At 62.6% G+C, this 23376-nt stretch carries 19 protein-coding genes, 2 tRNA genes and 2 rRNA genes; 9 read left to right on the top strand and 14 right to left on the bottom strand.

Translation table 11 applies throughout. The annotated features are described in order from the left end of the window. Positions 1 to 19: 19 nt before the first annotated feature. The 5 genes from ACLM42_RS02610 to ACLM42_RS02590 form a co-directional block, all read right to left on the bottom strand. Positions 20 to 2895, bottom strand: a 23S ribosomal RNA gene (locus ACLM42_RS02610). Between the two features lie 421 nt (positions 2896 to 3316). Next, positions 3317 to 3389 (bottom strand) — tRNA-Ala (locus tag ACLM42_RS02605). Between the two features lie 25 nt (positions 3390 to 3414). Beyond that, positions 3415 to 3488 (bottom strand) — tRNA-Ile (locus tag ACLM42_RS02600). Between the two features lie 174 nt (positions 3489 to 3662). After that, a 16S ribosomal RNA gene (locus tag ACLM42_RS02595) occupies positions 3663 to 5147 on the bottom strand. Together the 16S and 23S rRNA genes with 2 tRNA genes alongside form the textbook arrangement of a ribosomal RNA operon. Positions 5148 to 5714: 567 nt before the next feature. Beyond that, the gene (locus ACLM42_RS02590; RefSeq protein WP_415399633.1) at positions 5715 to 6167 is read right to left on the bottom strand and encodes a hypothetical protein; all 453 of its coding nucleotides are present in this window, start codon (positions 6165 to 6167) and stop codon (positions 5715 to 5717) included. Between the two features lie 27 nt (positions 6168 to 6194). Here ACLM42_RS02590 and ACLM42_RS02585 point away from each other — a divergent pair, with 27 nt between their 5' ends. Next, the gene (locus ACLM42_RS02585; RefSeq protein ID WP_415399632.1) at positions 6195 to 6983 is read left to right on the top strand and encodes an AEC family transporter; all 789 of its coding nucleotides are present in this window, start codon (positions 6195 to 6197) and stop codon (positions 6981 to 6983) included. On the opposite strand, the gene gap is transcribed toward ACLM42_RS02585, so the two are convergent. Then, a complete protein-coding gene (gene gap / locus ACLM42_RS02580; protein ID WP_247911472.1) occupies positions 6962 to 7963 on the bottom strand; it encodes a type I glyceraldehyde-3-phosphate dehydrogenase in 1002 nt (333 codons plus the stop codon). The two genes, ACLM42_RS02585 and gap, sit on opposite strands and share 22 nt — an antisense overlap. A 92-nt stretch (positions 7964 to 8055) precedes the next feature. After that, positions 8056 to 8595 carry a hypothetical protein gene (locus tag ACLM42_RS02575; protein WP_247911473.1) on the bottom strand — a complete coding sequence of 180 codons (540 nt, stop codon included), beginning with the start codon at positions 8593 to 8595 and terminating at the stop codon, positions 8056 to 8058. Between the two features lie 130 nt (positions 8596 to 8725). Here ACLM42_RS02575 and ACLM42_RS02570 point away from each other — a divergent pair, with 130 nt between their 5' ends. The 3 genes from ACLM42_RS02570 to ACLM42_RS02560 are packed head-to-tail and all read left to right on the top strand — an operon-like array spanning position 8726 to position 11307. Continuing rightward, positions 8726 to 9838, top strand: a complete 1113-nt coding sequence (locus tag ACLM42_RS02570; RefSeq protein WP_415399631.1) for an iron-containing alcohol dehydrogenase family protein — start codon at positions 8726 to 8728, stop codon at positions 9836 to 9838. Then, entirely contained in the window at positions 9831 to 10715 is an 885-nt protein-coding gene (locus tag ACLM42_RS02565) for an alpha/beta fold hydrolase (RefSeq protein WP_247911475.1), read from the top strand. The genes ACLM42_RS02570 and ACLM42_RS02565 overlap by 8 nt, the downstream gene beginning before the upstream one ends. Next, positions 10708 to 11307 (top strand): DUF2993 domain-containing protein, encoded by a 600-nt coding sequence (locus ACLM42_RS02560; protein WP_247911476.1) that lies wholly within the window; start codon positions 10708 to 10710, stop codon positions 11305 to 11307. The genes ACLM42_RS02565 and ACLM42_RS02560 overlap by 8 nt, the downstream gene beginning before the upstream one ends. Here the strand turns inward: ACLM42_RS02560 and ACLM42_RS02555 are convergent. The 3 genes from ACLM42_RS02555 to ACLM42_RS02545 are packed head-to-tail and all read right to left on the bottom strand — an operon-like array spanning position 11304 to position 14208. Continuing rightward, the gene (locus ACLM42_RS02555; RefSeq protein WP_247911477.1) at positions 11304 to 12191 is read right to left on the bottom strand and encodes a phosphatidate cytidylyltransferase; all 888 of its coding nucleotides are present in this window, start codon (positions 12189 to 12191) and stop codon (positions 11304 to 11306) included. The genes ACLM42_RS02560 and ACLM42_RS02555 overlap by 4 nt on opposite strands. Next, positions 12188 to 12802, bottom strand: a complete 615-nt coding sequence (gene cbiT, locus ACLM42_RS02550; RefSeq protein ID WP_247479082.1) for a precorrin-6Y C5,15-methyltransferase subunit CbiT — start codon at positions 12800 to 12802, stop codon at positions 12188 to 12190. Before cbiT ends, ACLM42_RS02555 begins: the two co-directional genes overlap by 4 nt. A gap of 8 nt (positions 12803 to 12810) precedes the next feature. Continuing rightward, positions 12811 to 14208 (bottom strand): aminotransferase class I/II-fold pyridoxal phosphate-dependent enzyme, encoded by a 1398-nt coding sequence (locus tag ACLM42_RS02545; RefSeq protein WP_247911478.1) that lies wholly within the window; start codon positions 14206 to 14208, stop codon positions 12811 to 12813. 39 nt (positions 14209 to 14247) lie between these two features. Here ACLM42_RS02545 and ACLM42_RS02540 point away from each other — a divergent pair, with 39 nt between their 5' ends. Both ACLM42_RS02540 and ACLM42_RS02535 read left to right on the top strand, forming a co-directional pair. Continuing rightward, positions 14248 to 15900 (top strand): ABC1 kinase family protein, encoded by a 1653-nt coding sequence (locus ACLM42_RS02540; RefSeq protein ID WP_247911479.1) that lies wholly within the window; start codon positions 14248 to 14250, stop codon positions 15898 to 15900. A 25-nt stretch (positions 15901 to 15925) separates the two neighbouring features. Further along, positions 15926 to 16393 (top strand): hypothetical protein, encoded by a 468-nt coding sequence (locus ACLM42_RS02535; RefSeq protein WP_247911480.1) that lies wholly within the window; start codon positions 15926 to 15928, stop codon positions 16391 to 16393. On the opposite strand, the gene ACLM42_RS02530 is transcribed toward ACLM42_RS02535, so the two are convergent. Continuing rightward, the gene (locus ACLM42_RS02530) at positions 16390 to 17382 is read right to left on the bottom strand and encodes an RpoD/SigA family RNA polymerase sigma factor (RefSeq protein ID WP_415399630.1); all 993 of its coding nucleotides are present in this window, start codon (positions 17380 to 17382) and stop codon (positions 16390 to 16392) included. The genes ACLM42_RS02535 and ACLM42_RS02530 overlap by 4 nt on opposite strands. Positions 17383 to 17482: 100 nt before the next feature. Here ACLM42_RS02530 and ACLM42_RS02525 point away from each other — a divergent pair, with 100 nt between their 5' ends. Together ACLM42_RS02525 and ACLM42_RS02520 are read left to right on the top strand one after the other, a co-directional pair. Beyond that, the gene (locus ACLM42_RS02525) at positions 17483 to 18190 is read left to right on the top strand and encodes a pseudouridine synthase (protein ID WP_247911482.1); all 708 of its coding nucleotides are present in this window, start codon (positions 17483 to 17485) and stop codon (positions 18188 to 18190) included. A gap of 17 nt (positions 18191 to 18207) precedes the next feature. Next, positions 18208 to 19110, top strand: coding sequence for a helix-turn-helix domain-containing protein (locus tag ACLM42_RS02520; RefSeq protein WP_247911483.1), 903 nt, complete (start codon positions 18208 to 18210; stop codon positions 19108 to 19110). On the opposite strand, the gene malQ is transcribed toward ACLM42_RS02520, so the two are convergent. Together malQ and ACLM42_RS02510 are read right to left on the bottom strand one after the other, a co-directional pair. After that, a complete protein-coding gene (malQ, locus tag ACLM42_RS02515) occupies positions 19092 to 20582 on the bottom strand; it encodes a 4-alpha-glucanotransferase (RefSeq protein ID WP_247911484.1) in 1491 nt (496 codons plus the stop codon). The genes ACLM42_RS02520 and malQ overlap by 19 nt on opposite strands. After that, a complete protein-coding gene (locus ACLM42_RS02510) occupies positions 20579 to 21832 on the bottom strand; it encodes a Coenzyme F420 hydrogenase/dehydrogenase, beta subunit C-terminal domain (RefSeq protein WP_415399629.1) in 1254 nt (417 codons plus the stop codon). The genes malQ and ACLM42_RS02510 overlap by 4 nt, the downstream gene beginning before the upstream one ends. Positions 21833 to 21901: 69 nt before the next feature. On the opposite strand from ACLM42_RS02510, the gene ACLM42_RS02505 reads away from it, so the two are divergent. Further along, positions 21902 to 22843, top strand: a complete 942-nt coding sequence (locus ACLM42_RS02505) for an LCP family protein (RefSeq protein WP_247911486.1) — start codon at positions 21902 to 21904, stop codon at positions 22841 to 22843. Here the strand turns inward: ACLM42_RS02505 and ACLM42_RS02500 are convergent. Continuing rightward, a complete protein-coding gene (locus tag ACLM42_RS02500; protein WP_415399628.1) occupies positions 22779 to 23324 on the bottom strand; it encodes a hypothetical protein in 546 nt (181 codons plus the stop codon). The genes ACLM42_RS02505 and ACLM42_RS02500 overlap by 65 nt on opposite strands. Between the last annotated feature and the right edge of the window lie 52 nt (positions 23325 to 23376).

The following is a 23376-nucleotide window of genomic DNA, read 5'->3' as shown; positions in this document are numbered from 1 at the left end:
GTGTTTTGAGAGATGAGATTTGGTCAAGCCCTCGGTCTATTAGTACTCCTCTGCTTCACGCATTACTGCGCTTCCACATAGAGCCTATCAACGGGTGTTCTTCCCGTGACCTTACTGGCTTAAGCCATGGGAATACTCATCTTGAGGTGGGCTTCCCACTTAGATGCTTTCAGCGGTTATCCACTCCGCACATGGCTACCCAGCGTTTACCGTTGGCACGATAACTGGTACACCAGAGGTGCGTTCCTCCCGGTCCTCTCGTACTAGGGAGAAATCCTCTCAATATTCCTGCGCATGCACCGGATATGGACCGAACTGTCTCACGACGTTCTGAACCCAGCTCGCGTACCGCTTTAATGGGCGAACAGCCCAACCCTTGGGACCGACTTCAGCCCCAGGTTGCGATGAGCCGACATCGAGGTGCCAAACCTCCCCGTCGATGTGAACTCTTGGGGGAGATCAGCCTGTTATCCCTAGAGTAACTTTTATCCGTTGAGCGACGGCCCTTCCACTCAGAACCGTCGGATCACTAAAGCCTACTTTCGTACCTGTTCGACTTGTAGGTCTCACAGTCAAGCTCCCTTCTGCTTTTGCACTCGTCGGCTGATTTCCAACCAGCCTGAGGGAACCTTTGCGCGCCTCCGTTACCTTTTAGGAGGCGACCGCCCCAGTCAAACTGCCCACCAGATACTGTCCGGTTCCCGGATAACGGGTAACCGTTAGAACCCTAGCTCGCAAAGAGTGGTATCTCACCAGTGGCTCACCATCACCCACAAGCAATGGATCAAAGCCTCCCACCTATCCTGCGCATTGCGAGCCCGAGCACAATACCAAGCTACAGTAAAGCTTCATAGGGTCTTTCTGTCCGGGTGCACGTAGTCCGCATCTTCACAGACAATTCTATTTCGCCGAGCCTCTCTCCGAGACAGCGCCCAGATCGTTACGCCTTTCGTGCGGGTCGGAACTTACCCGACAAGGAATTTCGCTACCTTAGGACCGTTATAGTTACGGCCGCCGTTCACCGGGGCTTCAGTCGTTAGCTTCGCTTGCGCTGACCAACTTCTTTAACCTTCCGGCACTGGGCAGGCGTCAGCCCCCATACATCGTCTTGCGACTTAGCGGAGACCTGTGTTTTTGGTAAACAGTCGCCTGGGCCTATTCACTGCGACCAGCTCTCGCTGGCACCCCTTCTCCCGAAGTTACGGGGTCATTTTGCCGAGTTCCTTAGAGAGAGTTACCTCGCGCCCCTCGGTATTCTCTACCACCCCACCTGTGTCGGTTTCGGGTACAGGTAATCATGCCTTAACGGGTATAGGGCTTTTCTTGGAAGCTTGACGTCACCAACTTCGCTGCCGTAGCAGCTCGCACTCACGCCTCAGCTCAAGCTGTTTTCGCCAGCTCTCAACGCCTCGAACGCTTGGACCGGTAACCAACATCCGGATTGGCTAGCCTTCTCCGTCCTCCTTCCCAAAACATGATCAGTACAGGAATGTTGACCTGTTATCCATCGACTACGCCTTTCGGCCTCGCCTTAGGTCCTGACTAACCCTCCGCGGACGAGCCTGCCGGAGGAACCCTTAGGGTTTCGGGGAATGGGATTCTCACCCATTTTTTCGCTACTCAAGCCGACATTCTCACTTCTATGCAGTCCACGCCCGCTTACGCTAACGCTTCACCCCACATAGAACGCTCCCCTACCATTAAACAAGTTTAATCCGCAGCTTCGGTACAACACTTAGCCCCGTTCATTTTCGGCGCAGGATCGCTCGACCAGTGAGCTATTACGCACTCCTTTGAGGATGGCTGCTTCTAGGCAAACCTCCTGGTTGTCTCGGCAATCCCACCTCCTTTATCACTTAGTGTTGATTTGGGGACCTTAGCTGGCGGTCTGGGCTGTTTCCCTTTCGACCATGGAGCTTATCCCCCACAGTCTGACTGCCTAGTTACACACAGGGTATTCAGAGTTCGTCTCGATTTGGTACCGCTCTCGCAGCCCGCACCGAAACGGTGGCTTTACCCCCCTGCTGGAGCACTAGACGCTACGCCTCAACGTATTTCGGGGAGAACCAGCTAGCTCCGGGTTCGATTGGCATTTCACCCCTAACCACAGCTCATCCGCTGATTTTTCAACATCAGTCGGTTCGGACCTCCACTTGGTATCACCCAAGCTTCATCCTGGCCATGGTTAGATCACCCGGGTTCGGGTCTATAAACACCGACAATCGCCCTATTCAGACTCGCTTTCGCTATGGCTCCACCATTTCCGGTTTAACCTGCCAGTGCCTATAAGTCGCCGGCTCATTCTTCAACAGGCACACGGTCACCCTATGAGTAGGGCTCCCATTGCTTGTAAGCTCACGGTTTCATGTTCTATTTCACTCCCCTCCCGGGGTTCTTTTCACCTTTCCCTCGCGGTACTGTTGCGCTATCGGTCACACAGGAGTACTTAGCCTTACGAGGTGGTCCTCGCTGATTCACACGGAATTCCACGTGCTCCGTGCTACTCGGGATACAGCTAGCTCAGTTCAGTTTTCGAATACGGGGCTTTCACCCTCTGTGGCGCGCCATTCAAACGCTTCCTCTAACATCCCTGATACACGTTGCTGTCCCACAACCCCGATAGTCGAAACTATCGGTTTAGGCTCTTCCCCGTTCGCTCGCCGCTACTTAGGGAGTCGTTTTTACTTTCCTTTCCTCCAGCTACTAAGATGTTTCAGTTCGCTGGGTTGGCTCGCGCCAGCCTATAGATTCAGCTGGCCGTTCTAGGGGTTGCCCCATTCGGAAATTCCCGGATCAAAGCGTTTTTCCAGCTCCCCGAGACTTATCGCAGGTAAACACGTCCTTCATCGCCTCTGTGTGCCAAGGTATCCACCGTGAGCCCTTTGTAGCTTGACCAATTTATCCTCCTAACGCTTCAGGCTGTTGAGGCCCATTCTCTCGACTTTCTCTTAATCAATCAACAGATTGCTCTGCTCACTCATCAGTTAGAAAGAAGGATCAAACTCCCCGCTCCTCGGCGGATTGGGAAGAACGCTAGAAGGTCTCGGCTCTCAAAAAATAGAATCACTAGCTCTTTCGAACTAGCCTCTATGAGATGCTTTGTCTTTCCAGACTCACCTATGCAGTTGTCAAGGTTCTGCTAAATCCCCTCCCTTTCAGGAGTGAACTCAGCATCAGCTCAACCAAATCAACACAACCGTGTCAATCGAATGAGCTGAGGCTGAATACGACTGGCTATCCAGTGGAATCATTCAGCGAACAACGTCTAGTCACCAACCAAGAAGCTCTTCCTGGCTTTGGAGTTCAGATATGTTAGTGGAGGTTAGCGGACTCGAACCGCTGACATCCTGCTTGCAAAGCAGGCGCTCTACCAACTGAGCTAAACCCCCAAAGGATCCAAAATGGAGTTTGGAATGGGCCATCCTGGACTTGAACCAGGGACCTCACCCTTATCAGGGGTGCGCTCTAACCACCTGAGCTAATGGCCCAGGAAGTGAACCCTCTATGGGGTGACCTAGACAACGTTTAGGAACTAAAAATCAATCGTTATGCAGTCTTTCGACTCACAGGATTGAAGTTGAGGTACCGATCGACCTAAGGTGACAGGATTTCGGCCTAAGAATAAAAGTACTCAGGCATCAAAATCGTTGTTTGTCTCCCTGTTAGGAGGTGATCCAGCCGCACCTTCCGGTACGGCTACCTTGTTACGACTTCACCCCAGTCATCAGCCCCACCTTCGACGTCCTCCTCCACAAGGGTTGGAGTAACGGCTTCGGGCGTGGCCAACTTCCATGGTGTGACGGGCGGTGTGTACAAGGCCCGGGAACGTATTCACCGCAGTATGCTGACCTGCGATTACTAGCGATTCCTCCTTCACGTAGGCGAGTTGCAGCCTACGATCTGAACTGAGCCACGGTTTATGGGATTTGCTAGCTCTCGCGAGTTTGCTGCCCTTTGTCCGTAGCATTGTAGTACGTGTGTAGCCCAGGATGTAAGGGGCATGATGACTTGACGTCATCCACACCTTCCTCCGGTTTATCACCGGCGGTCTCGCTAGAGTGCCCAACTAAATGCTGGCAACTAACGACGTGGGTTGCGCTCGTTGCGGGACTTAACCCAACATCTCACGACACGAGCTGACGACAGCCATGCACCACCTGTCACTGCGTTCCCGAAGGCACTCTCTCGTTTCCAAGAGATTCGCAGGATGTCAAACCCTGGTAAGGTTCTTCGCGTTGCATCGAATTAAACCACATACTCCACCGCTTGTGCGGGCCCCCGTCAATTCCTTTGAGTTTCACACTTGCGTGCGTACTCCCCAGGCGGAACACTTAACGCGTTGGCTACGACACCGAGGGGGTCGATTCCCCCGACACCTAGTGTTCATCGTTTACGGCCAGGACTACAGGGGTATCTAATCCCTTTCGCTCCCCTGGCTTTCGTCCATGAGCGTCAGTTATGGCCCAGCAGAGCGCCTTCGCCACTGGTGTTCTTCCCGATATCTACGCATTTCACCGCTACACCGGGAATTCCCTCTGCCCCTACCACACTCTAGTCTGTCAGTTTCCACTGCCGAAATGGAGTTAAGCTCCACGCTTTAACAGCAGACTTGACAGACCGCCTGCGGACGCTTTACGCCCAATAATTCCGGATAACGCTTGCCACTCCCGTATTACCGCGGCTGCTGGCACGGAATTAGCCGTGGCTTATTCATCAAGTACCGTCAGATCTTCTTCCTTGATAAAAGAGGTTTACAGCCCAGAGGCCTTCATCCCTCACGCGGCGTTGCTCCGTCAGGCTTTCGCCCATTGCGGAAAATTCCCCACTGCTGCCTCCCGTAGGAGTCTGGGCCGTGTCTCAGTCCCAGTGTGGCTGATCATCCTCTCAGACCAGCTACTGATCGATGTCTTGGTAGGCCTTTACCCCACCAACTAACTAATCAGACGCGAGCTCATCCTCAGGCGAAATTCATTTCACCTCGCGGCATATGGGGTATTAGCGGTCGTTTCCAACCGTTATCCCCCTCCTGAGGGCAGATTCTCACGCGTTACTCACCCGTCCGCCACTAACCCGAAGGTTCGTTCGACTTGCATGTGTTAAGCACGCCGCCAGCGTTCATCCTGAGCCAGGATCAAACTCTCCGTTGTAGATCAAATCCTATTGACTGCTTTCACAGTCTCAATTTGATTTGCTTCACCCACAGTCAGCACTGGCGCACTGCTGCAGTTGATGCCACTTCCTCTGACAGAAGCGTTCAAAGAGTGCAAAACAAAATCTCTTTCGTTCAGACTTTCCAGGATCTCAGATCCGGTCGTTGCTCCACTCACTGCACACCGACACAACCGTCAACCGTGAGAGTCGACAATCATGCAAGCAGCAAGCTTCCACAACTAAATAATTTTTGACGGGACCTCACACCCTCACTGCATCTTCGTTAACCACTCACCTCAGCCTCTCAGCCTCAGCTCGCGACTAACGCAGTGAAAGCGTCAGTTCCTAAACGTTCAGTTGTCCAGGTGCTCCAACAACCACACGCTTCTCAGCTCGACCCTCTCAGGTCTCTCGGGTTATCGGTCCGCGGCCTCTCGACCGCTTGTTGAACTTACATCACCGGGTAAACCCGGTTTTCAGTTCGCCGCCCGTGATCTCTCGATCGCTGAGCGGCCCAGAAATATACCAGAGCCGCTGTCGCCTCCGCTACTGATCCGCGCTGTTCAGGTGTCCTCGTCTGACTCCGGATCACTCAGGAAGGTCTCCAAGGTCGTCAGCAGTAGGGCCAACGCCGAATGACGGGCCAAGTCAGAGCTACTGACGTAGTCCAGCCACTGCCCTGACAACTGCTCAATCTGGGAGAACAGGGCCTGTCCCTCCCGCAGGCGTTCCATCACCCGATCGACATTGGCCTCGTCGGTTTCCGGAAGGGGTCCCACCACATAACGACGACCGTCATCGCCCACATAGGTGAGGTTGCCGTCGGAATCAAAGATCGGAACCGCATGGGGTGTGATCGGCCTGTCGTCCACAGCTCCCCCTCCGGCGCTTACCCCCTGGTTAGCTCTGCCCAAGCCCATCGGCAAGCTGCCAGGCTGCGCCTGCTGCTGGAACTCGCCCCTTGCCTCTTGGCTGGGTTCTGGCTGGGCCGGCGTTTCCCAGCGCTTCCGAGCCAACTGGCCCCACCTCTATTGCGCTGGGGGATGCCCTTAAGCCTCACGGGACTGTTGCTGAAGAGCGGTTTGCCCCTGAGCGCCATCCCCATGGCTGGACTCATTGCCGCGGTGACCGCCAGCGGCCTGTTCCTCTGCCGCCAGATCCCGGCTCTGCTGCCGGCTCGAAGCCTGCAACTGGGGGCTGTGGTGGGCAACACCGGCTACTTCGGACTACCGGTTGCCATTGCCCTGTTGCCCAGCGAGGCCCTGGGCTTCAGCCTCATCTATGACCTGATTGGCACCCTGATCACCTGGAGCGCCGGCCCCCTACTGCTCTCCCCGGGCCAAAGCCGAGCAAGCGCACTGACCTTGTTCAAAACCCCTGTCGTTCAGGCCCTGCTCATCGCCCTCCCCCTCGGGATCAGCCCTTGGGGATCGCTCCTGGGGCAGTGGCTCTGGCTCCCAGCCCGGGTTGTGCTCTGGCTGCTCCTGCTCCTGGTGGGCATGCGCTTGGGGTTGGTGCTCCAGAGGATCGATCAGGCCGAGAAAAGAAGCAGTCCCTCACTCACCGCAGCCCTCACCATCAAGCTCCTGGTGCTGCCGGGCGTGATGTGGCTGGTGAGCGTGCTGCTGCAGCTGCCGGCGCTGATGCAACAAGCGCTGGTCCTGCAAGCTGCTGCCCCCACCGCCATGTCCGTCCTGCTACTGGCGGAAGCCGCCGATGCCCAAAACAAAGGCGGTGAGGAAACCATCCCCGCCGCCCGCCTGGTTCTCTGGAGCAGTGGGGCGGCTGTGCTCAGCCTCCCGCTCTGGTTTCAACTGACAGCGGCCATGTGACAGATCAGATCGATGCACTTGCAGCTGTAGGCCCACTCGTTGTCGTACCAGGACACCAGTTTCATGAAGGTGTCGCTCAGGGCCATCCCCGCACCGGCATCAAACACCGAGGTGCAGCTCTCCCCCAAGAAGTCATTGGAGACCACCTGGTCCTCCGTGTAGCCCAGGATTCCCTTGAGCTCCCCTTCTGAAGCGGCCTTCATCGCCGCTTTGACCTGCTCATAACTTGCGGGCCTGGCCAGGTTGACGGTCAGATCCACCACCGAGACGTCCGGAGTCGGGACGCGGAAAGCCATACCTGTGAGCTTGCCGTTGAGCTCTGGGATCACCCGGCCCACAGCCTTCGCCGCCCCGGTGGAGCTGGGGATGATGCTCTGGCCGGCCCCCCGGCCTCCACGCCAGTCCTTCAAAGATGGGCTGTCCACTGGTTTTTGCGTGGCGGTCGTGGCATGAACCGTGCTCATCAAGCCACTGACAATTCCGAAGTTGTCGTGGACCACCTTGGCCAGGGGGGCCAGGCAGTTGGTGGTGCAGCTGGCGTTGGACACGATGTCCTGGCCGCCATAGCTGCTGTGATTCACCCCCATCACGAACATCGGGGTCTCGTCCTTGGAGGGGGCACTCATCACCACCCGCCTCGCACCTGCAGTGATGTGGGTACGTGCCAGAGGGTCCGTCAGAAAAAATCCGGTGCTCTCCAGCACCGTGTCCACACCAATGGCATCCCACTGGAGGTTGCTGGGGTCGCGCTCCGCCGTGATCCGGATGGCGCTTCCATTCACCACCAGCTGACCGTTCTCAACCTTGACCTCGCCCTTAAAGCGGCCGTGGGTGGAGTCGTAGCGAAGCAGGTAAGCCAGGTACTCCACATCAATGAGGTCATTGATGCCGGCGACCTCGACGCCGGGGGTTGCCATCGCACGCCGGAAGGCCAAGCGACCAATCCGACCAAAACCATTGATGCCGATCCGGATGGTCAAGGGAAGAGGCCCCGAATGCCGGTCCCTAATACAGCCCGTGTTCTGGTTCTGTCTACGAAAAAACAGCAGACCTGGATCAAACGAGCCGCCGATCAGCCTTCTTTGGGTCCCGCTTCAAATTGATCGGTCAGCAATCGCCGCTGGTATTCCGCGGTCAAAGCGTTGAGGTGCTCACCAGCAGCAGCCACCATCTCCTCCTCGATCTGATCGAAAGCAGAGCCGTCCGGGACCGTGATGCCGAGCACCAAGGCCAAGGCATCAAACAGACGTACCTGATCGTTTTGCCAGGCCTGGTAATCACCAGCGACCTCGATCAAGGCGTCCTGCTCGACCGTTCCCCGATCCACCTCCGAGCGGATGGTCTGGATCTGGGCGAGACGCGCTGAGCTGACCACCGCATGGGCGGCACCCAGGGCCGCCAAGGCATCGCTGGCCTCGCGCTTCAAAAGGCTCAGGTCCCTTTCACGCACCGCCTGATCAATCGTCAGCGGTGAGCGGAGGCCAGGCATCTGACTCACGGCCGAGCGCTTTAGCGGCGTGGGGGCCGGACGAATCGCTGCAGCGGGTTTTAGGGCCTGCCCCCAACGAATCAGGACATTCCCCAGACGCCGTCTCCAGCTCCGTCTTGCCATTCCCCTCCAGTTCGACCTCCCTCCAATCTGATGGTGCAGGCGTGAAATGGGTAGCGGAAAACCGAATGCCCCTCACGACAGAGCAGCGGCAACCGCACCACTTTTAAAGTGATGCCCTGGAATCAAGGCCATGGCCGAATCCGCCGTTCAGCAACACGCCATTGCGCCGGCCTGCGTACTCCGCGGCGAGGGAGCCTGGGCTGAAGCCTTGCCCCTCATCGCTGGATTAACCAGGGCGCCGCTGCTGCTGGGCCGCTCTACCGCCACCCGGGAGCTGCGCCGCGGGCTGGAAGCCGATCTCCGGCAGCACGGTCTGCAGGTTCTGGGCGCTGAGCTGGAGTTCGACTGCTGCGAAGAGGATCTCCGCCGCTTGGCGGAGCTGAGCCAAAGCCAAGGCTGTGATGGAGTCCTGGCCTGTGGCGGCGGCAAGGTGCTCGATGCCGGCAAATTGCTGGCCCATCGCCTCGGGCTCCCCTGCATCACCGTTCCCACCAGCGCGGCCACCTGCGCGGGCTGGACGGCCCTGGCCAATCTCTACAGCCCCCAGGGAGCTTTCGAAGGGGATGTGGCCCTCGATCACTGCCCCGAGCTGCTGGTGTTTGACCACGCCCTGGTGGCCTCAGCCCCCAACCGCACCCTCGCCAGCGGCATCGCCGATGCGATGGCCAAGTGGTACGAGGCCTCGGTTAGCAGCGGCGCCAGCCGCGATGGCCTGGTCCAACAGGCCGTGCAGCAGGCCCGCGTCCTGCGGGACCAACTCCTTCTGGAGGCCGAGCAGGCCCTCAGCGATGTCGGCGGTGAAGCCTGGGTCCGAGTCGCGGAAGCCAGCGGCCTAACAGCCGGACTGATTGGCGGCATTGGCGGCGCCCGCTGCCGCACCGTCGCCGCCCATGCGGTCCATAACGGCCTAACCCAACTGGAGGCCAGCCATGGACAACTCCATGGGGAGAAGGTGGGCTTCGGAATCCTGGTGCAACTGCGCCTCGAGGAAAGCGTCGGCGGCAGCCAACTGGCGGCCCAAGCGCGGCGCCAACTGCTGCCCTTCTTCCAGCGCCTGAACCTGCCGGTCAGCCTGGAGGACCTGGGGCTCGTCCAGGCCAGCCTGGCGGAGCTGCAGCAGGTGGCGGACTTTGCCTGCCGCCCCGGATCCGACCTGCATCACCTGCCCTTCAGCGTCGGACCGGCCGATGTCCTAGCGGCTCTGGTCAGCACCACCGCCGCCTTGAGCACCGTTGATGCCTGAGCACCTGGATCAGCGGCAGCTGCTGGAGCGCGCTGCCAAAACCCTGCTGGATCCCAAAGGACAAGTCATCTCCCAGGCGGTGCAGTGGTGGGACCTCCCCAACGCCTGCAGCCAGACCAGCGAGCCCTGGCCCGTCGCCGTCTTGGGGTCCGGCCCGCCGCTGCTGCTGCTGCATGGCTTTGACAGTTCCCATCTGGAGTTCCGGCGCCTGAGCCCCCTGCTTGCGGCCCACGCCCAGTTGTTCATCCCCGATCTCTACGGCTTTGGCTTCTGCCCCAGGCCCCAAGGCGGCGACTACAGCCCCGCCGGCGTGCTGCGCCACCTCGAAGCCGTGCTGGATGCGGTGCTCGAGCGCAGTGGAGCCCAGAAGGTCGGCCTGATTGGCGCCTCCATGGGGGGGTCGGTTGCTGTGGAATTGGCACGCCGTCGCCCAGATCAGATCGAGCGCCTGCTGCTGCTTGCCCCAGCTGGTCTGACGGGCAAGCCGATGCCGGTCCCACCACTGCTCAATCAGCTGGGCGCCCGTTTTTTGGCGCTTCCTGCCATTCGGCGCGGGCTCTGCCGCAGCGCCTTTGCCCAACCCGACCGTGATGTTGGTCCAGCTGAGCTGGAGATTGCCTCGATCCATCTGCGCTGCCCCAACTGGGCACCAGCCCTGGCGGCCTTCGCCGGCAGTGGTGGCTTCGGGGGCTGCGGGCTGCCGCTGCCGAGCCAACCGCTCGAAGTGCTCTGGGGGGCCAATGACCGGATCCTTCAAGGCAAACCCAAAGCCGACGCGGCTGTTCTGCTTGGAGAGCGGATCACTGAGCTCAGCGATTGCGGGCACCTGCCCCACATCGATCAGCCCGGCACCGTGGTGCGCACCTGGCATGGCTGATCCCGTTCTGCAACTGCTGGCCAGTGGACTGCAGTTCTGGATTCGCCAGCAATGTGAATCCGTTGAGCACCTGGAGCTGCAGCTGCACGGATCCACCCTGGCGCTCTTGCGGGGCCGCCTCGAGGGGGTAAGCCTGGTGGCCCGCAAGGCGGTCTTCAGCGCCCTGGAGATCGAACGGGTGGAGCTGCGCAGCGGCGCCATCAATGTTCAGATCGGCAAGCTGATGAAAGGCCAGTCCCTGCAGCTGGAGCAGCCCTTTGCGGTGCAGGGGAGCGCTGAATTCAGTGGCGCGGGCCTGAGCCGATCCTTCAGTGGCGCCCACTGGCGCGGCCTGGGGGATCAAATCAGCGAGGCGCTGCTGGGACTGACGCCGCTGCAGGAATTAACGATCGAGAACGAGCAGCTGCTGGTGCGCGCCCAGGGCCGGGAGATGGCCACCCAACCGCTTGCCGAAGACGGCTGTGTGGTGCTGCAGCAGAACAATGGCCCCCAGCGCTACGCCCTGCCCGGGGACCCCAACATCACCATCGAGCAGGCCGAACTGCAGTCCGGGCGGCTGCTGGTGAGCGGCACGGCAATGGTGCAGCCCTAGGCCAGGAACGTCACCACGGTGAAAAACACCGCCGGGATAAACAGATAGCTGTCGATGCGATCGAGGATGCCGCCATGGCCGGGCAGGAAATCGCCCGAATCCTTCACCCCGGCGTCGCGCTTCATCATCGATTCAGTCAGGTCCCCCACCAGGGCAAAGACCGTGACCATCACACCGAGCAGGGCGCCAATGGCCCAGCCCCAGCTCCAGCCCAGGAGCACCCCAAAGAGGGCGCCGAGCAGCATTGAGCAGACCAGCCCGCCCAGAGCTCCCTCGACGGTTTTCCCCGGTGAAGTGGGGGAAAGCGGCGTGCGGCCATAGCGGCGGCCAATCATGTAGCTGCCGATGTCCGTTGCCACGATCTGCAAGCAGGCCATCAGCATCAGCACCATCCCCGAGGTCAGCGGCCAAGGCCAGTGCTGCAGGCTCGGGGCCAAGAGCGGATCGGTCAGATCCCGCAGGCGAATCCAGTAGCTCGGCAGGTAGCCGAGATAAAAGAGGGCAAAGATCGATGAGGCGATATCCGCGATCGTCCCAGTCACGGGCTGCAGCAGCAGCCAGCCGCAGATGACCGCCCCGGCCACCGGCAGGACCGCCGCCGAAAGCTCCGCGGCAAAGCCGACGCCCGCCACATCACCGCCGTGGGCCCACTGGGTGGTGATCAGCAGCAGCTGCACCAGCACCAAGGTGGTCTTGCTGGCCGGGCGGATGCCCTTGGCACGGGCGAGATCGAAGTACTCCAGCAGCCCCAGGTGGACCATCACCCCCAAGGCGATGGTGAACCACCAGCCCCCCAGGCCCACCACCAGCAGGCCAAAGGCACCGGCGGCGTAGCCGCTCAGCAGGCGCTGGGGGGAGGTTCGGGTGCGCGGGGGAGGAATCAAGGGCGTTCCGCAGCGATCAAAAACAGAGGTTCTGCAGCCGCCAAGCGGGCCTGGCTGCCGCGGCGCTGCATCCGGTGGACCGTGGCTTGCACCACCTGCAGATCGACGGCGGCCAGTTGCCCCAAGGTATCGGTGGCGTCCACCAACCCCTCCAGGCTGGCGGTGCTGATCACCAGGCGGCCCGCGGGGACCAGGGCCTCCCAAACCTGATGGAGCACATCCCGCAGGGGACGCCCCACCTCCAGCAGGACCCGATCGGGGCGCGGCGGCAACTGTGCCAATCCATCTGGGGCTTCACCTTGATGGATGTGGAGGTTCTCAATGCCAAAACGGCGGCGATTGCGCTCCAGCAGCTCGATGCCATCCGGGTCCCGCTCCAGCGTGTGCACCGCTCCGGCGGGCATCAAACGCGCGATCTCGAGGGCCAGGGCACCGGTGCCGCCGCCCACATCCCAGACCAGGGAATCGCTCTTGGGCCGCAGGTGCGAAAGCAGCATCACCCGCTGCTCCATCGGTGTGGGGCTGAACCCGGGGGCATCGGCGAAGGCCGCATCCGGCAGCCCAGGGGTGACGAAATCCCATTGGAAGGAGCCCTTCCCTGCCGCGGGCATGCTCCGCCTCAAGCAATCACCACCTTCACCGTATCAGCGATCTGATCGGGCCAAAGCCGCCGCTGCTCCTGCAACCAGGCGGCCCTGGGGCCGTCGATGCGCTCACCGGGAATCAACAGCGGAATCCCAGGGGGATAGGGGCAGAGCGGTTCCGCCGACAGGTGCCCCGCGGCCTGCTCGAGGGGAATGGCTTCGCTCTGGGCCCGCCAGGCCTCGCCTAGGGCCAGCTCCGGGCTGGCCACCAGGGGCAACGGCGGCCGGCGGAAGGAGCGCGCGCCTGCACCACCCAGCTCCAGCCGCAGCGGCTCCAGCACCGCCGGCAACAGCCGAAGCAGCCGGCGCGGAGGTTCCAGGCCCAAACAAAAGGTCAGGCAGCCGGGCTCGGGAAGCTCAGCAATCACCCCCCGCTCCATCAACCAGTCATCAGCCTCCAGCCCATTGATGCCAGCGGCGCCGCAGATCCAGCTCAGGCGCAACGGATCCTGGGTCTCCAACAACTGAAAGCCGCGGTCCACCAGGCGCTGGCGCAACTGCTCGCCGCGGCTAATGGCCCGGGCCAACTGCCGCCGCCCCTTGGGGCTATGGAGATGCAGCAACGCCGCTTCTGCAGAAGCCAACAGCAGGGCACTGGGGCTGGAGGTCTGCAGCCAGAGGAGCGCCCGCTCGATCCGCGCCGGATCGACGCCACTGGTAATGCCTTGGAGCAAGACAGCGCTTTGGGCCAGGCCACCGGCGGCCTTCTGCAGGGACTGCACCACCAGATCGGCTCCGGCGCTCAGTCCCGAGGCAGGCAGGCGCGGATCCAAGCCCAGATGGGCGCCGTGGGCCTCATCGAGTAGCACCGGCAATCCCTGTCGCTGGGCCACCGCCACCAAACCCGCGAGATCTCCCACGCAGCCCTGGTAGCTCGGGGAGACGAGCACCACCGCCGCCAGGGGCCCTTGCGCCAGGGCCGCGCGAATCACTGCCGCCAGGTGCTCCGGACTTGGCGGCAACCAGAGACCCGAGGCTGGATCAAAGGGCAAATCAAAGAGGACGGGCTCCAGCTGCCCCAGCAGACAGCCATGCAGCAAGGAGCGGTGCAGGTTGCGCGGCAGCAAGACCCGCTCACCCGGGCTTGCCAAAGCCAGTAGGGCGGCTTGAAGCAGGCCGCTGGCGCCATTAACACCAAACCAGCAGCGCTGGGCAGCGAGCAGCTGCGCGATCGCCGCTTGGCTTTCAGCCACGGCCCCGCCTGACTCCAAGGGACCACCGATCTCGGGAAGCTCCGGCAGATCCCAGCTCCCCGGTGGTTGCCGCAGCAATTGCGCCAATGCCGGAGCCAGGCCGCGCCCGCGGCCGTGGGCGGGGAGATGCAGCGGCAGGCGAGCCCGGCGGGCCTGAAACAGCTGCTTGAGCAACACCATTCCTAGAGTTTGCAACCAGCTGCCCCTTCCCCCGGTTCCATGGCCACCTACAACCCGGGGCGAGATCTGCGTTGGCTGCTGCTGCGGCCCTGGGTTTTGATCGGCCGGCTGGTGGTGGTTCTCAGCAGCCTGCTGAGCCTGGCGCTGGTGCTGGTCTTGCAGGCCAACAACCCCGATCCCAAGGTGCAGCAGCGCCTTGGGCAAAAGATTTTCACCACCCTGACGGGCCTGGGGCCCTGTTTCATCAAGGTGGGCCAGGCCCTCTCCACAAGGCCGGATCTGGTGCGGCGGGACTGGCTGGATCAGCTGACCCAACTGCAGGACAACCTGCCGGCCTTCCCCCACGCCATCGCCCTGAAGACGATCGAGGCCGACCTGGGAGCACCGGTCAACCAGCTCTTTGAAGACTTCCCGGACTACCCGGTGGCGGCGGCCAGCCTCGGCCAGGTCTACCGGGCCAAGCCCGTCGGCGGCCACTGGGTGGCGGTCAAGGTGCAACGCCCCCAACTGGAGCAACAGCTGCGCCGCGATCTGGTGCTGATCCGTCTGCTGGGGGTGATGGCCGCTCCCCTGCTGCCGTTGAACCTGGGCTTTGGCCTGGGGGAAATCATTGATGAGTTCGGTCGTTCCCTGTTCGAGGAGATCGACTACCGCAAGGAAGCGGACAACGCCGAGCGCTTCGCTCGGATGTTTGAGAAGAACGCCGCGGTGGTCGTGCCGCGGGTGGACCGCAGCCTCTCGGGAGAGCGGGTACTGACCACCACCTGGATCAACGGCACGAAATTGCAGCAGCGCCAAGAGCTGGAAGCCCAACACCTCGATCCGGCGGCCCTGATCCGCACGGGCGTGATCTCCGGGCTGCAGCAGCTACTGGAGTTCGGCTACTTCCACGCCGATCCCCACCCCGGAAACCTCTTTGCCCTGCCGGGCAAGACCGGAGCCATGGGCCATGTGGCCTACGTGGACTTCGGAATGATGGATTCGATCAGCAACAGCGATCGCCTGACGCTGACCGGGGCGGTGGTGCACCTAATCAACCGCGACTTCGAAGGCCTGGCCCAAGATTTCGTCGAGCTGGGCTTCCTGAACGCCAAAACAGACCTGGCGCCGATCGTCCCGGCCCTCGAGGAAGTGCTGGGCGGCGCCCTGGGGGAGAACGTGGGCTCGTTCAACTTCAAGGCGATCACCGATCGCTTCTCGGAGCTGATGTACGCCTACCCCTTCCGGGTGCCGGCGCGCTTTGCCTTGATCATCCGGGCGGTGGTCAGCCAGGAGGGCCTGGCGATGCGCCTGGATCCCAGCTTCCGGATCATCAACGTGGCTTACCCCTACGTGGCCCGGCGCCTGCTGGCGGGAGACACCGCGGAGATGCGCGAGAAGCTGCTGGAGGTGCTCTTCGACCAGGAGGGCCGGCTGCAGCTGGAGCGGCTGGAGAACCTGCTGCAGGTGGTTGAGAACGACGACGGCGGTGGCGGGGCCACGGACCTGCTACCCGTGGCCGGCGCTGGCCTGAAGCTGCTGGTGGGGGAAGGGGGCAAGAGCCTGCGGCAGCGGCTACTGCTGACCCTGGTGCGCGACAACCGCCTGAACACCGATGACCTGCGGGGGCTGATGGAGCTGCTGGGCCGCACCTTCTCCCCGCGCCGCGTGGCGGGCCGACTGCTCACCCGGCTGAACCCGTTGGCCGCTTAGGGTCAGCGCGATTTGCAGACCACCAATGTCCCTGGCCCCGATCAACCTGAGCGAAGCCGCCCTGGACTTCGCGACAGGGGACTTCGGTGACCTGGAGCCTGGCGACATCCTGCTGGAGTTTGCCCCGATGTTCCAGCCGCCGTATGTGGTGGCGGGCATCGGCCTGGCGATGGGGATCCTCTGCGGGCTGACCTTCGCCAAGCTCGTGCAGAACAAGTTGGATGGGTGGAAGCAGGACCGCCTGGCCTTACTGCCCCTGGGGAACTTCGAGACCAACCTCCCCTACAGCGGGATCATCATCGGCATCACCCTCTTCATCGGCGGCAGCCTCCAAATCTTCGGCTTTGCCTCCGGAGCAGCCCTGCTGGTGGCCTTCGTGCTCTCCATGGCCACCGCCGGTGCCCTTTGGGTTCAGCTGGAGCGGCTGATGAGCCAGGTGGAGAACGGTACCTTCAGCGCCGTGGACTTCGACAACTTCGACGAGTTCTTTTAAGCAGCGAGATAGGCATGCATCGTTTCTGAGCGCCGGCGCAGTTCCTCGTGGGCCTTGCGCTCGAGGCTGCGGGCACGGTCACGGCTCATCTCCAGGGAGCGCGCGATGGAGCTCAGGCTCATCGGCTCCTCGCAATCGATGCCGTAGCGCATCTTCAAGACGCGCCCCTGCAGGTCCGGCAGTTGGTCCAGCAGACCACGCATGTCCATCCGCAGGCACTCACCATCCACCAGCTCAGACGGCTGGGTGCCATCGGCCGCCAGCAGGTCCAGCAGCTCCGTGTCATCCCCGTCGCCCACCTTTGTTTCCAGGCTCACCGGCTGACGAGCACGGCAGAGCAAGTCCTTCACCTCCTCCTCCGGCAGGTCCACAAACTCCGCCAGCTCCGTCACGGTCGGGGTGCGGCCTAGCTCCTGGCTCAGCTCCCGCTGGCCCTTCTTAAGTTTGTTCAGGGTCTCTGTGATGTGGATCGGCAGGCGGATCGTTCTGCTCTTCTCCGCAATCGCCCGCGTGATCCCCTGGCGGATCCACCAATACGCATAGGTACTGAATTTGTAGCCCCGGGTCGGGTCGAACTTCTCAACGCCCCGCACCAGGCCAATGGTTCCCTCCTGGATCAAGTCCAGGAGCTCCATGTTCCGCTTGGTGTACTTCTTGGCCACGCTCACCACCAAGCGCAAGTTGGCGGCCACCATCCGCTCCTTGGCGCGCTGGCCGCTGCGCAACCGCTTCTTTAGCTGAACCTGCGTCAGACCCGCTTCCTTAGCGAGCACCGCAGGCGAAGGCTTCTCCACGCCCTCACGGCTCGCCAGCTCCTGCTCCAGCACCTCCAGCGCCACCAATTCCTGGACCTGACGGCCCAAGGTGATCTCCTGCTCGTGGGTCAGCAGCGGCACTCGGCCGATGTCCCGCAGATACGAGCGCACCAGGTCTGTTCCACCGGCCAGCGCGGTGTCGCGGTCAGCACGAAGAATCGGAACGGAGGGCATCAGCAAAAACGACTTACGAAACCCATGTGTTTCGTAAAGCTGTTGCTGAACCGTATCACTTTTTTCTGGAGAGCAAAATGCTTTTGGGCACAGCGCTGAGATGGCCGCCGAACGACTGCAAAAGCTGATCGCCCAGGCGGGGGTCTGCTCCAGGCGCCGCGCTGAGGAACTCCTCAGGAACGGCCGTGTCACGGTCAATGGCCAGCGGGCCCAGCTTGGGGACAAGGCCGATCCCAACAGCGATGCCATCGCCCTCGATGGCCAACCCCTGGGCGCTTCAGCCGAATCGATGGTGCTGCTGCTGAACAAGCCAGCGGGGGTCCTTAGCAGCTGCTTTGACCCAGAAGGCCGGCCGATCGTGCTGGACCTGCTGCCAGCGGAGTTAGCCCGAGGCCAGGGACTGCACCCAGTGGGGCGCCTGGACTTTGAAAGCCGAGGGGCCCTCTTGCTCAGCAACGACGGAGCCCTCACCCTGGAGCTGACCCACCCGCGCTTCGCCCACAGGAAGACGTACCGGGTCCGCGTCCAAGGCCGACCAAGCCAACGGGTCCTGGATCAGTGGGCCCGCGGGGTCAGCCTCGATGGGGTGCCCTCCCAAGCCGTGCAGGTCAGCGTCGCCGAAACAGAGCCAGATCACACCGTGCTGGAGCTGGTGATGAGCGAGGGCAAAAATCGCCAGATTCGCCGCACCGCAGAGCTTTTGGGTCACCGTGTTGTCGATTTGCAGCGGATCGCCATCGGCCCCATTCATCTCGGAGCACTGCCAGAGGGTCGCTGGAGACGAATAAACGCCCAAGAATGGGACTAACAAGCTGATCGGCCGGAATGCCTCGGTTCGCCCTGCCCATCCCAGGTCTGGCCCGTTTGCTGGGCCGAGGGAACAGTGCGGCGAGTTCAGGCACGGACAGCCCTGAACCCGAAGACCCCTTGCTGGAGGTCGGCCGGCGCCTGAAGCTTGAGCGGGAATCCCGAGGTCTGAACCTCCGGCAGATGGCCCTTGAGACCAAGATAAGCACCCCAGTGCTCGAAGCCCTGGAGCGGGGCTGGCGCGATCGACTGCCGGAGGGGGCCTACCTCAAGTCCATGATCCCGCTGCTGGAGGGGTACCTGAATCTGCCCAGCGGCAGCCTTGCCGCAGCACTCCCCAAGCAAAGCGAGGCCAGCTCGAAGCCGGGCATGGTGCAACGCTTCACCCCGGGCTCGATCGATGTCTTCAACAGCTGGCAGGGCACCGTCCTCTATGGGGCCATCACCCTGGGCCTGATCTACGGCCTGAACCTGCAGCAGCGCCAACTCGCCGCGGCCAACCTGCTCACGTACCAGCCCATTCCAGCCCTGAAGCCCAGCGAGCAGTCCAAACCGGTCCAAGCCGGGGACAACCTGCTGATGGCCTACCCAGATCTGCGGCCGCTGGAGCGCGCCAAGCGCGGCACTGGCCAAACCGCCCTGCGCCTACAACTCCAGGACCCGAAGCAAGAAGGACAAGGGGTGCTGGAACTGAACCTGAGCCAGGCCAGTGCGCTGAACCTCAGCAGTGATGGGGGCCAGCGCACCCGCCTCAGCGGCAGCAAGGGGCAACTGGTGCTGCAGCTGCAACCGCCCCTACAACTCTCGATCGCGCCAGCCCCCAAAACCGGCGAGGTGATCTGGAACGGCAAGCCCCTAGCCGCCCTTCCCGAGCAGCCGGAACAGTTCCAAGTGCCGGCCCCTCAGCCGCAGCGCCCGTAGCGACGAGCCAGCTCCCCGTAGCCCTGAAGCGGACCAGCCAGCGAAGCAATGGACTGGGGCAGACGCCAGCGCCAGTTGCCCTCCGTCGTCCCAGGGGTGTTGAAACGGGCCTCATCCCCCAGATGCAGCAGGTCCTGCAGGGGGACCAGGGCCCAACCGGCGCTGGAGCGCAGGGCTAACTCCAGCAACTGCCAACCCGGGGCGTGAACAGGACCGGTCAGGGCCTCCACTTGCGCGCGCTGCTCAGGGCTGAGCTGCTGCCACCAACCGATGCAGGTGGCGTTGTCATGGGTGCCGGTGTACACGACCCAATGCTCTCCCTCAATGTTGCTTGGGAGATAGGGATTGTCTGGGTTGCCGTCGAAGGCGAATTGCAGGATCTTCATTCCCGGCAGGGCAAAGCGATCCCGCAGAGCCTCCACCTCAGGCGTGATCACCCCAAGGTCTTCGGCGATCAAGGGCAAGGGAGAGGGCAGACGCCGCTGCAACTGGCGCAAGAGGCTGGCTCCGGGCGTAGGGACCCAGCGGCCCCGCTCGGCGGTTGCATCAGCGCCGGGAACGATCCAGGCCGCCTCCAGAGCCCGGAAGTGATCAATGCGCAGCAGATCAAACACCTCGAGCTGACGGCGCAGGCGGCGCTTCCACCAGCGGAAACGGCTCAAGCGATGCAGGGACCAGCGGTAGACGGGCGTGCCCCAGAGCTGACCGGTCTCTGAGAAGTAATCCGGCGGCACACCGCTCTGCTGCTTGAGACGTCCCAAGCGATCCACCGAGAAGAGGCGGCGATGGCTCCAGACATCGGCACTGTCATGGGCGACATAAAAAGGAATGTCGCCGATCACCTGCACGCCGGCGCGGCGGGCGTGATCGAGCAGCTGCTGCCACTGCACTTGCAGCTGCCACTGGAGCAGGGCTTCCCGCAGCAACGCCTGCTGTTGCGCCTGATCAAAGGCCTTCAGGGTTGAGCGCTGACGGCGAGCCAGAGGAGCGGGCCAAGACCACCAGGGCAGGCCGCCCTGGAGTTGTTTCAGCACGACAAAGCGGCAGTGGTCCCTGAGCCAGTGGTCTTCCTGCCCTCGCCATGCATCAAAAGCCTGGCGAACCCCCTCATCCCAGCTCGGGTAGCGCTGCAGCAGCGCATCAGCCAAACCGGCGGAGCGGCGATGGGCCAGATCGAAGTCCAGCGATGCTTGCTGCTCGGCGGTGGGAAGGTCGCTCAGGTCCCCTTGGCTGAGCAGCCCGGCAGCCACCAATGCCTCTGCATCGAGAAACCAGGGATTCAGCGCAAACGCACTGGGGGCGCTGTAGGGGGAGCCCAGGCCGTCGGTGGGCGCCAGGGGCAACACCTGCCAAGCCTGGATGCCGTGGCTGGCGAGCGCATCGACCCACTGGTGGGCAGCGGCGCCAAAGGTCCCGCAGGCCGGTGTTCCCGGCAGGGCCGTGACGTGCAGCAGAACCCCAGCACCTCTCATGGGTTGGGGAGCTTGTAGCGGCTAATGATCCGCTTAGCGAACGCTGGAATGTGGGCGTCCACCTTCTCGGGGTGATTGCGCCGCAACCAGAGGGCGTTGCGGGTGAAGTGGGAGTCGATGGAGAAACGGCCGTACTCCAGGCCCTGGGGACCGAAGCGCCCCACAAAGCAGCCAATGATGTTGGCCAGCCAGATCGGCAGCTTGAGCGCCTTGTCATAGGCCTCAATGCCCTGTTGCACCGCCGCCTGGCGCTGTCCGCGGCTGGTCACCGGTGCGACGTCGAGCTCAGCCTCAACGAGATCAAGCAGTTGCTGGCCGCGGGGGTTGCGCACCGTGAGCCATTGACGGCCAAACGTCGCCCCCATGTAGCCAACCACCAGGTCAGCGCCGGCATTGGTGTAGTCAAAGCAGCTCAGACAGCTCGGCGCGAAGACGTTTTTGAGCTTGGGGGTATCCAGGCCAAAGAAAGGAACCGTCTCCTCACGGCCATCGCTGTGGCGGAAATGGATCCGGAAGTCCTGCATGAACTCGTAATGGACCACGGTCTCCGGGGAGCTCACGGTGGTCTCCAGAAACGTCTGCAGGCCCTCGCGAGAAACGTTGTCGGTGCAGGGCAGGCCCAGCACGTAGAGCTGATCGAGGGGCAGGGTGGACTCCACCGCCCGCAGGGCCTGGATCTGGCAGCCCACGCCGATGGCCAGGAGGTTGCGGATGCCACTGCCCGGCAGCTGCTCCAGCACCTCCAGGTTGGGGGAGAGGGTGGGTTTGTTCACCCGGGCGCTCAGCACCTCCTCAGGGGTACGGGCCAAACGGGGAACAGGAGTGAAGCGATCGTCCTCGCTTTGCCCCACACAGAGCACGGCATCCACCAGGCCGCTCTCCAGGGCCAGGACGCCAATGCGGCTGGCAATGCCCGTCCACTGGGCACCCGCGATGGGTTGCTGCAGGCGGGCGGTGAGCATCTTCTGCTGCACCCCGAAATAGAGCTCGTCTTCGTTCTCGAGATCGCGGCTGCGGCCATGGGCCGCGGTTTCCATGGCCTCGAAGCGCTGGTTCAAAAAGGCACAGCTGTCCTTGACGTAGGCCACCCAGCGGCTGTCGCAGAGGCCACACTGGCTGCAGAGATCCCTGGCCGGATAGGTGCTGCCCTTGGCCAGGGGCCTGGCCCTCTCATGGGGCAGCGATGAGCCTGGAGATGAGGCGGCGACTGACAAGGACTTGGCCGGGCGAAGGAACAACCTATCGGGCATGACTGCAACAACGGCGTCAGCCCCAGGCGACCTACGTCAAAGTGGTGCGTCCTTGTTTGCTGCCCGTCCATGGCCACCGCTGGGAATCGCCAGCAGCGCAGTGCTCGCCAACGGGCGTCCATCCGCCTTTTGGCCGCCGGAGCGGGAATCGTGGCTGGCCTGGGCGCCCTGAGCCTGGTCTGGCCCCTGCAGGACCACTCCGCCAAAGAGGACGGCCCGCCCAGCGCCGATGCCCTGGCAGAACGTCCCAACCAAGCCTTGAATGTGCTGCTGATCGGCTCCGACGCGGACCGTCAAGGCGCCATCGCCAACGGAGCCGCCCCCGCTGGACCCGCCAACAGCGATGCCCTGCTGCTGGTCCACATCGACCCTGCAGGCCCCGTGCAGGTAATGAATCTGCCGATCGAAGGAGCGGTGCGCCTCCCCGGTGATGCGACGCCCGTTCCCCTCGGCAGCCTCTACAGGCGCGGTGGCGCCGCCCTGGTCGCCAGCGCCAGTGCTGAACTGCTGGGACTCTCAGACGGGGAGCCGCAGCGTTACGCCGTGATTCCCCGCACCGCCCTGCGGGAGCTCGTGGATGGGTTGGGACGCCTGGAGCTGGCACCCGATCGGACCATGGCCTATTCGGATCAGAGCCAGAAGCTGACCATCGCCCTTCAAGGGGGCCTGCAACGGCTCAACGGCGCCCAGGTGGAGCAGTATCTGCGCTTCCGTGACACGCTCAATGGTGAGGAGCGCCGGCGCGATCGCCAAGAGCAAACCCTCGCCACACTGCTGAGGCAGATGCGTCAGGGGGCCCAGCTCAAGCGGCTTCCGTCACTGGTGGCAGAGCTCCGCCCCCAGGTGGACACCAACCTCAGTCCCCAGGAGGCGCTGAGCCTTCTGGCGGTGGCGCTGCAACCCGGGCAAACCGTGCAGTTCAACAGCCTCAGCCTGCGGCCGGCCCTCAATGGGAAGGCTTCGATGCGGGAGCTGGAGGAGCAGCGGCTGCAGCCCCGCTGGCCGCAATAAAACGCAACCGCAGCTCCGCCAAGGCTTCCTGATCGCCGGAAGAGGTGGGCAAATGCCCCAGCCAGGGGAGTCCCTCGGCGCGTCGCTCCGCCGGCCGCCAGTCCCCACCCACTTGGATCAACCCCAAGAGGGGAACCCGGTAGTGGCGCAGCAGCGCCCAGTGGCTGCGGGCCAAGCCGGCGGCGCGGTCCGCCTCGCTGCAGACCAGACAGCTTGGAATACGCCAGGCCCCCAATGCCTCCGCCCAGCAATCGAATCCAGACAGGGTCTGACCGGGGTCCAAGGCCAAGGGTTGGATCCAGCCTGGGGGCTCCGCCGTCAATGCTTGAAACGACGGGTTGCGATCCAGGAGATCGCCCTCCCAGGCTGGCAGAAGCCGCAACTGACAGACCTCAGCCAACGCGGTGGCAGCCGCACCCATGCGCCCCCCCGGAGCCACCAAAAACACCCCTGAAGCGGCACTGGAGTGGGAGCGATTCATCAACGGTTGGGGCTCCAGGGTGCTGACCGCGAACCGAGCGGCTTCTACGATC

This window comes from Synechococcus sp. W4D4 (assembly GCF_047716805.1).
Lineage (GTDB): Bacteria > Cyanobacteriota > Cyanobacteriia > PCC-6307 > Cyanobiaceae > Vulcanococcus.
The sequence above is the reverse complement of the archived record's forward strand: the minus strand, read 5'-3'. Positions and strand labels throughout refer to the sequence as shown.

What these genes read in the sequence shown, in the direction of transcription:
- ACLM42_RS02510 (WP_415399629.1), bottom strand. Translation starts at nt 21,832, where the DNA reads ATGCCCGATAGGTTGTTCCTTCGCCCGGCCAAGTCCTTGTCAGTCGCC.
- ACLM42_RS02545 (WP_247911478.1), bottom strand. Translation starts at nt 14,208, where the DNA reads ATGGTGTTGCTCAAGCAGCTGTTTCAGGCCCGCCGGGCTCGCCTGCCG.
- cbiT (WP_247479082.1), bottom strand. Translation starts at nt 12,802, where the DNA reads ATGCCCGCGGCAGGGAAGGGCTCCTTCCAATGGGATTTCGTCACCCCT.
- ACLM42_RS02530 (WP_415399630.1), bottom strand. Translation starts at nt 17,382, where the DNA reads ATGCCCTCCGTTCCGATTCTTCGTGCTGACCGCGACACCGCGCTGGCC.
- ACLM42_RS02585 (WP_415399632.1), top strand. Translation starts at nt 6,195, where the DNA reads ATGCCCTTAAGCCTCACGGGACTGTTGCTGAAGAGCGGTTTGCCCCTG.
- ACLM42_RS02540 (WP_247911479.1), top strand. Translation starts at nt 14,248, where the DNA reads ATGGCCACCTACAACCCGGGGCGAGATCTGCGTTGGCTGCTGCTGCGG.
- malQ (WP_247911484.1), bottom strand. Translation starts at nt 20,582, where the DNA reads ATGAGAGGTGCTGGGGTTCTGCTGCACGTCACGGCCCTGCCGGGAACA.
- ACLM42_RS02570 (WP_415399631.1), top strand. Translation starts at nt 8,726, where the DNA reads ATGGCCGAATCCGCCGTTCAGCAACACGCCATTGCGCCGGCCTGCGTA.
- ACLM42_RS02560 (WP_247911476.1), top strand. Translation starts at nt 10,708, where the DNA reads ATGGCTGATCCCGTTCTGCAACTGCTGGCCAGTGGACTGCAGTTCTGG.
- ACLM42_RS02575 (WP_247911473.1), bottom strand. Translation starts at nt 8,595, where the DNA reads ATGGCAAGACGGAGCTGGAGACGGCGTCTGGGGAATGTCCTGATTCGT.
- ACLM42_RS02565 (WP_247911475.1), top strand. Translation starts at nt 9,831, where the DNA reads ATGCCTGAGCACCTGGATCAGCGGCAGCTGCTGGAGCGCGCTGCCAAA.
- ACLM42_RS02525 (WP_247911482.1), top strand. Translation starts at nt 17,483, where the DNA reads ATGGCCGCCGAACGACTGCAAAAGCTGATCGCCCAGGCGGGGGTCTGC.
- ACLM42_RS02505 (WP_247911486.1), top strand. Translation starts at nt 21,902, where the DNA reads ATGGCCACCGCTGGGAATCGCCAGCAGCGCAGTGCTCGCCAACGGGCG.
- ACLM42_RS02500 (WP_415399628.1), bottom strand. Translation starts at nt 23,324, where the DNA reads ATGAATCGCTCCCACTCCAGTGCCGCTTCAGGGGTGTTTTTGGTGGCT.
- ACLM42_RS02535 (WP_247911480.1), top strand. Translation starts at nt 15,926, where the DNA reads ATGTCCCTGGCCCCGATCAACCTGAGCGAAGCCGCCCTGGACTTCGCG.
- ACLM42_RS02520 (WP_247911483.1), top strand. Translation starts at nt 18,208, where the DNA reads ATGCCTCGGTTCGCCCTGCCCATCCCAGGTCTGGCCCGTTTGCTGGGC.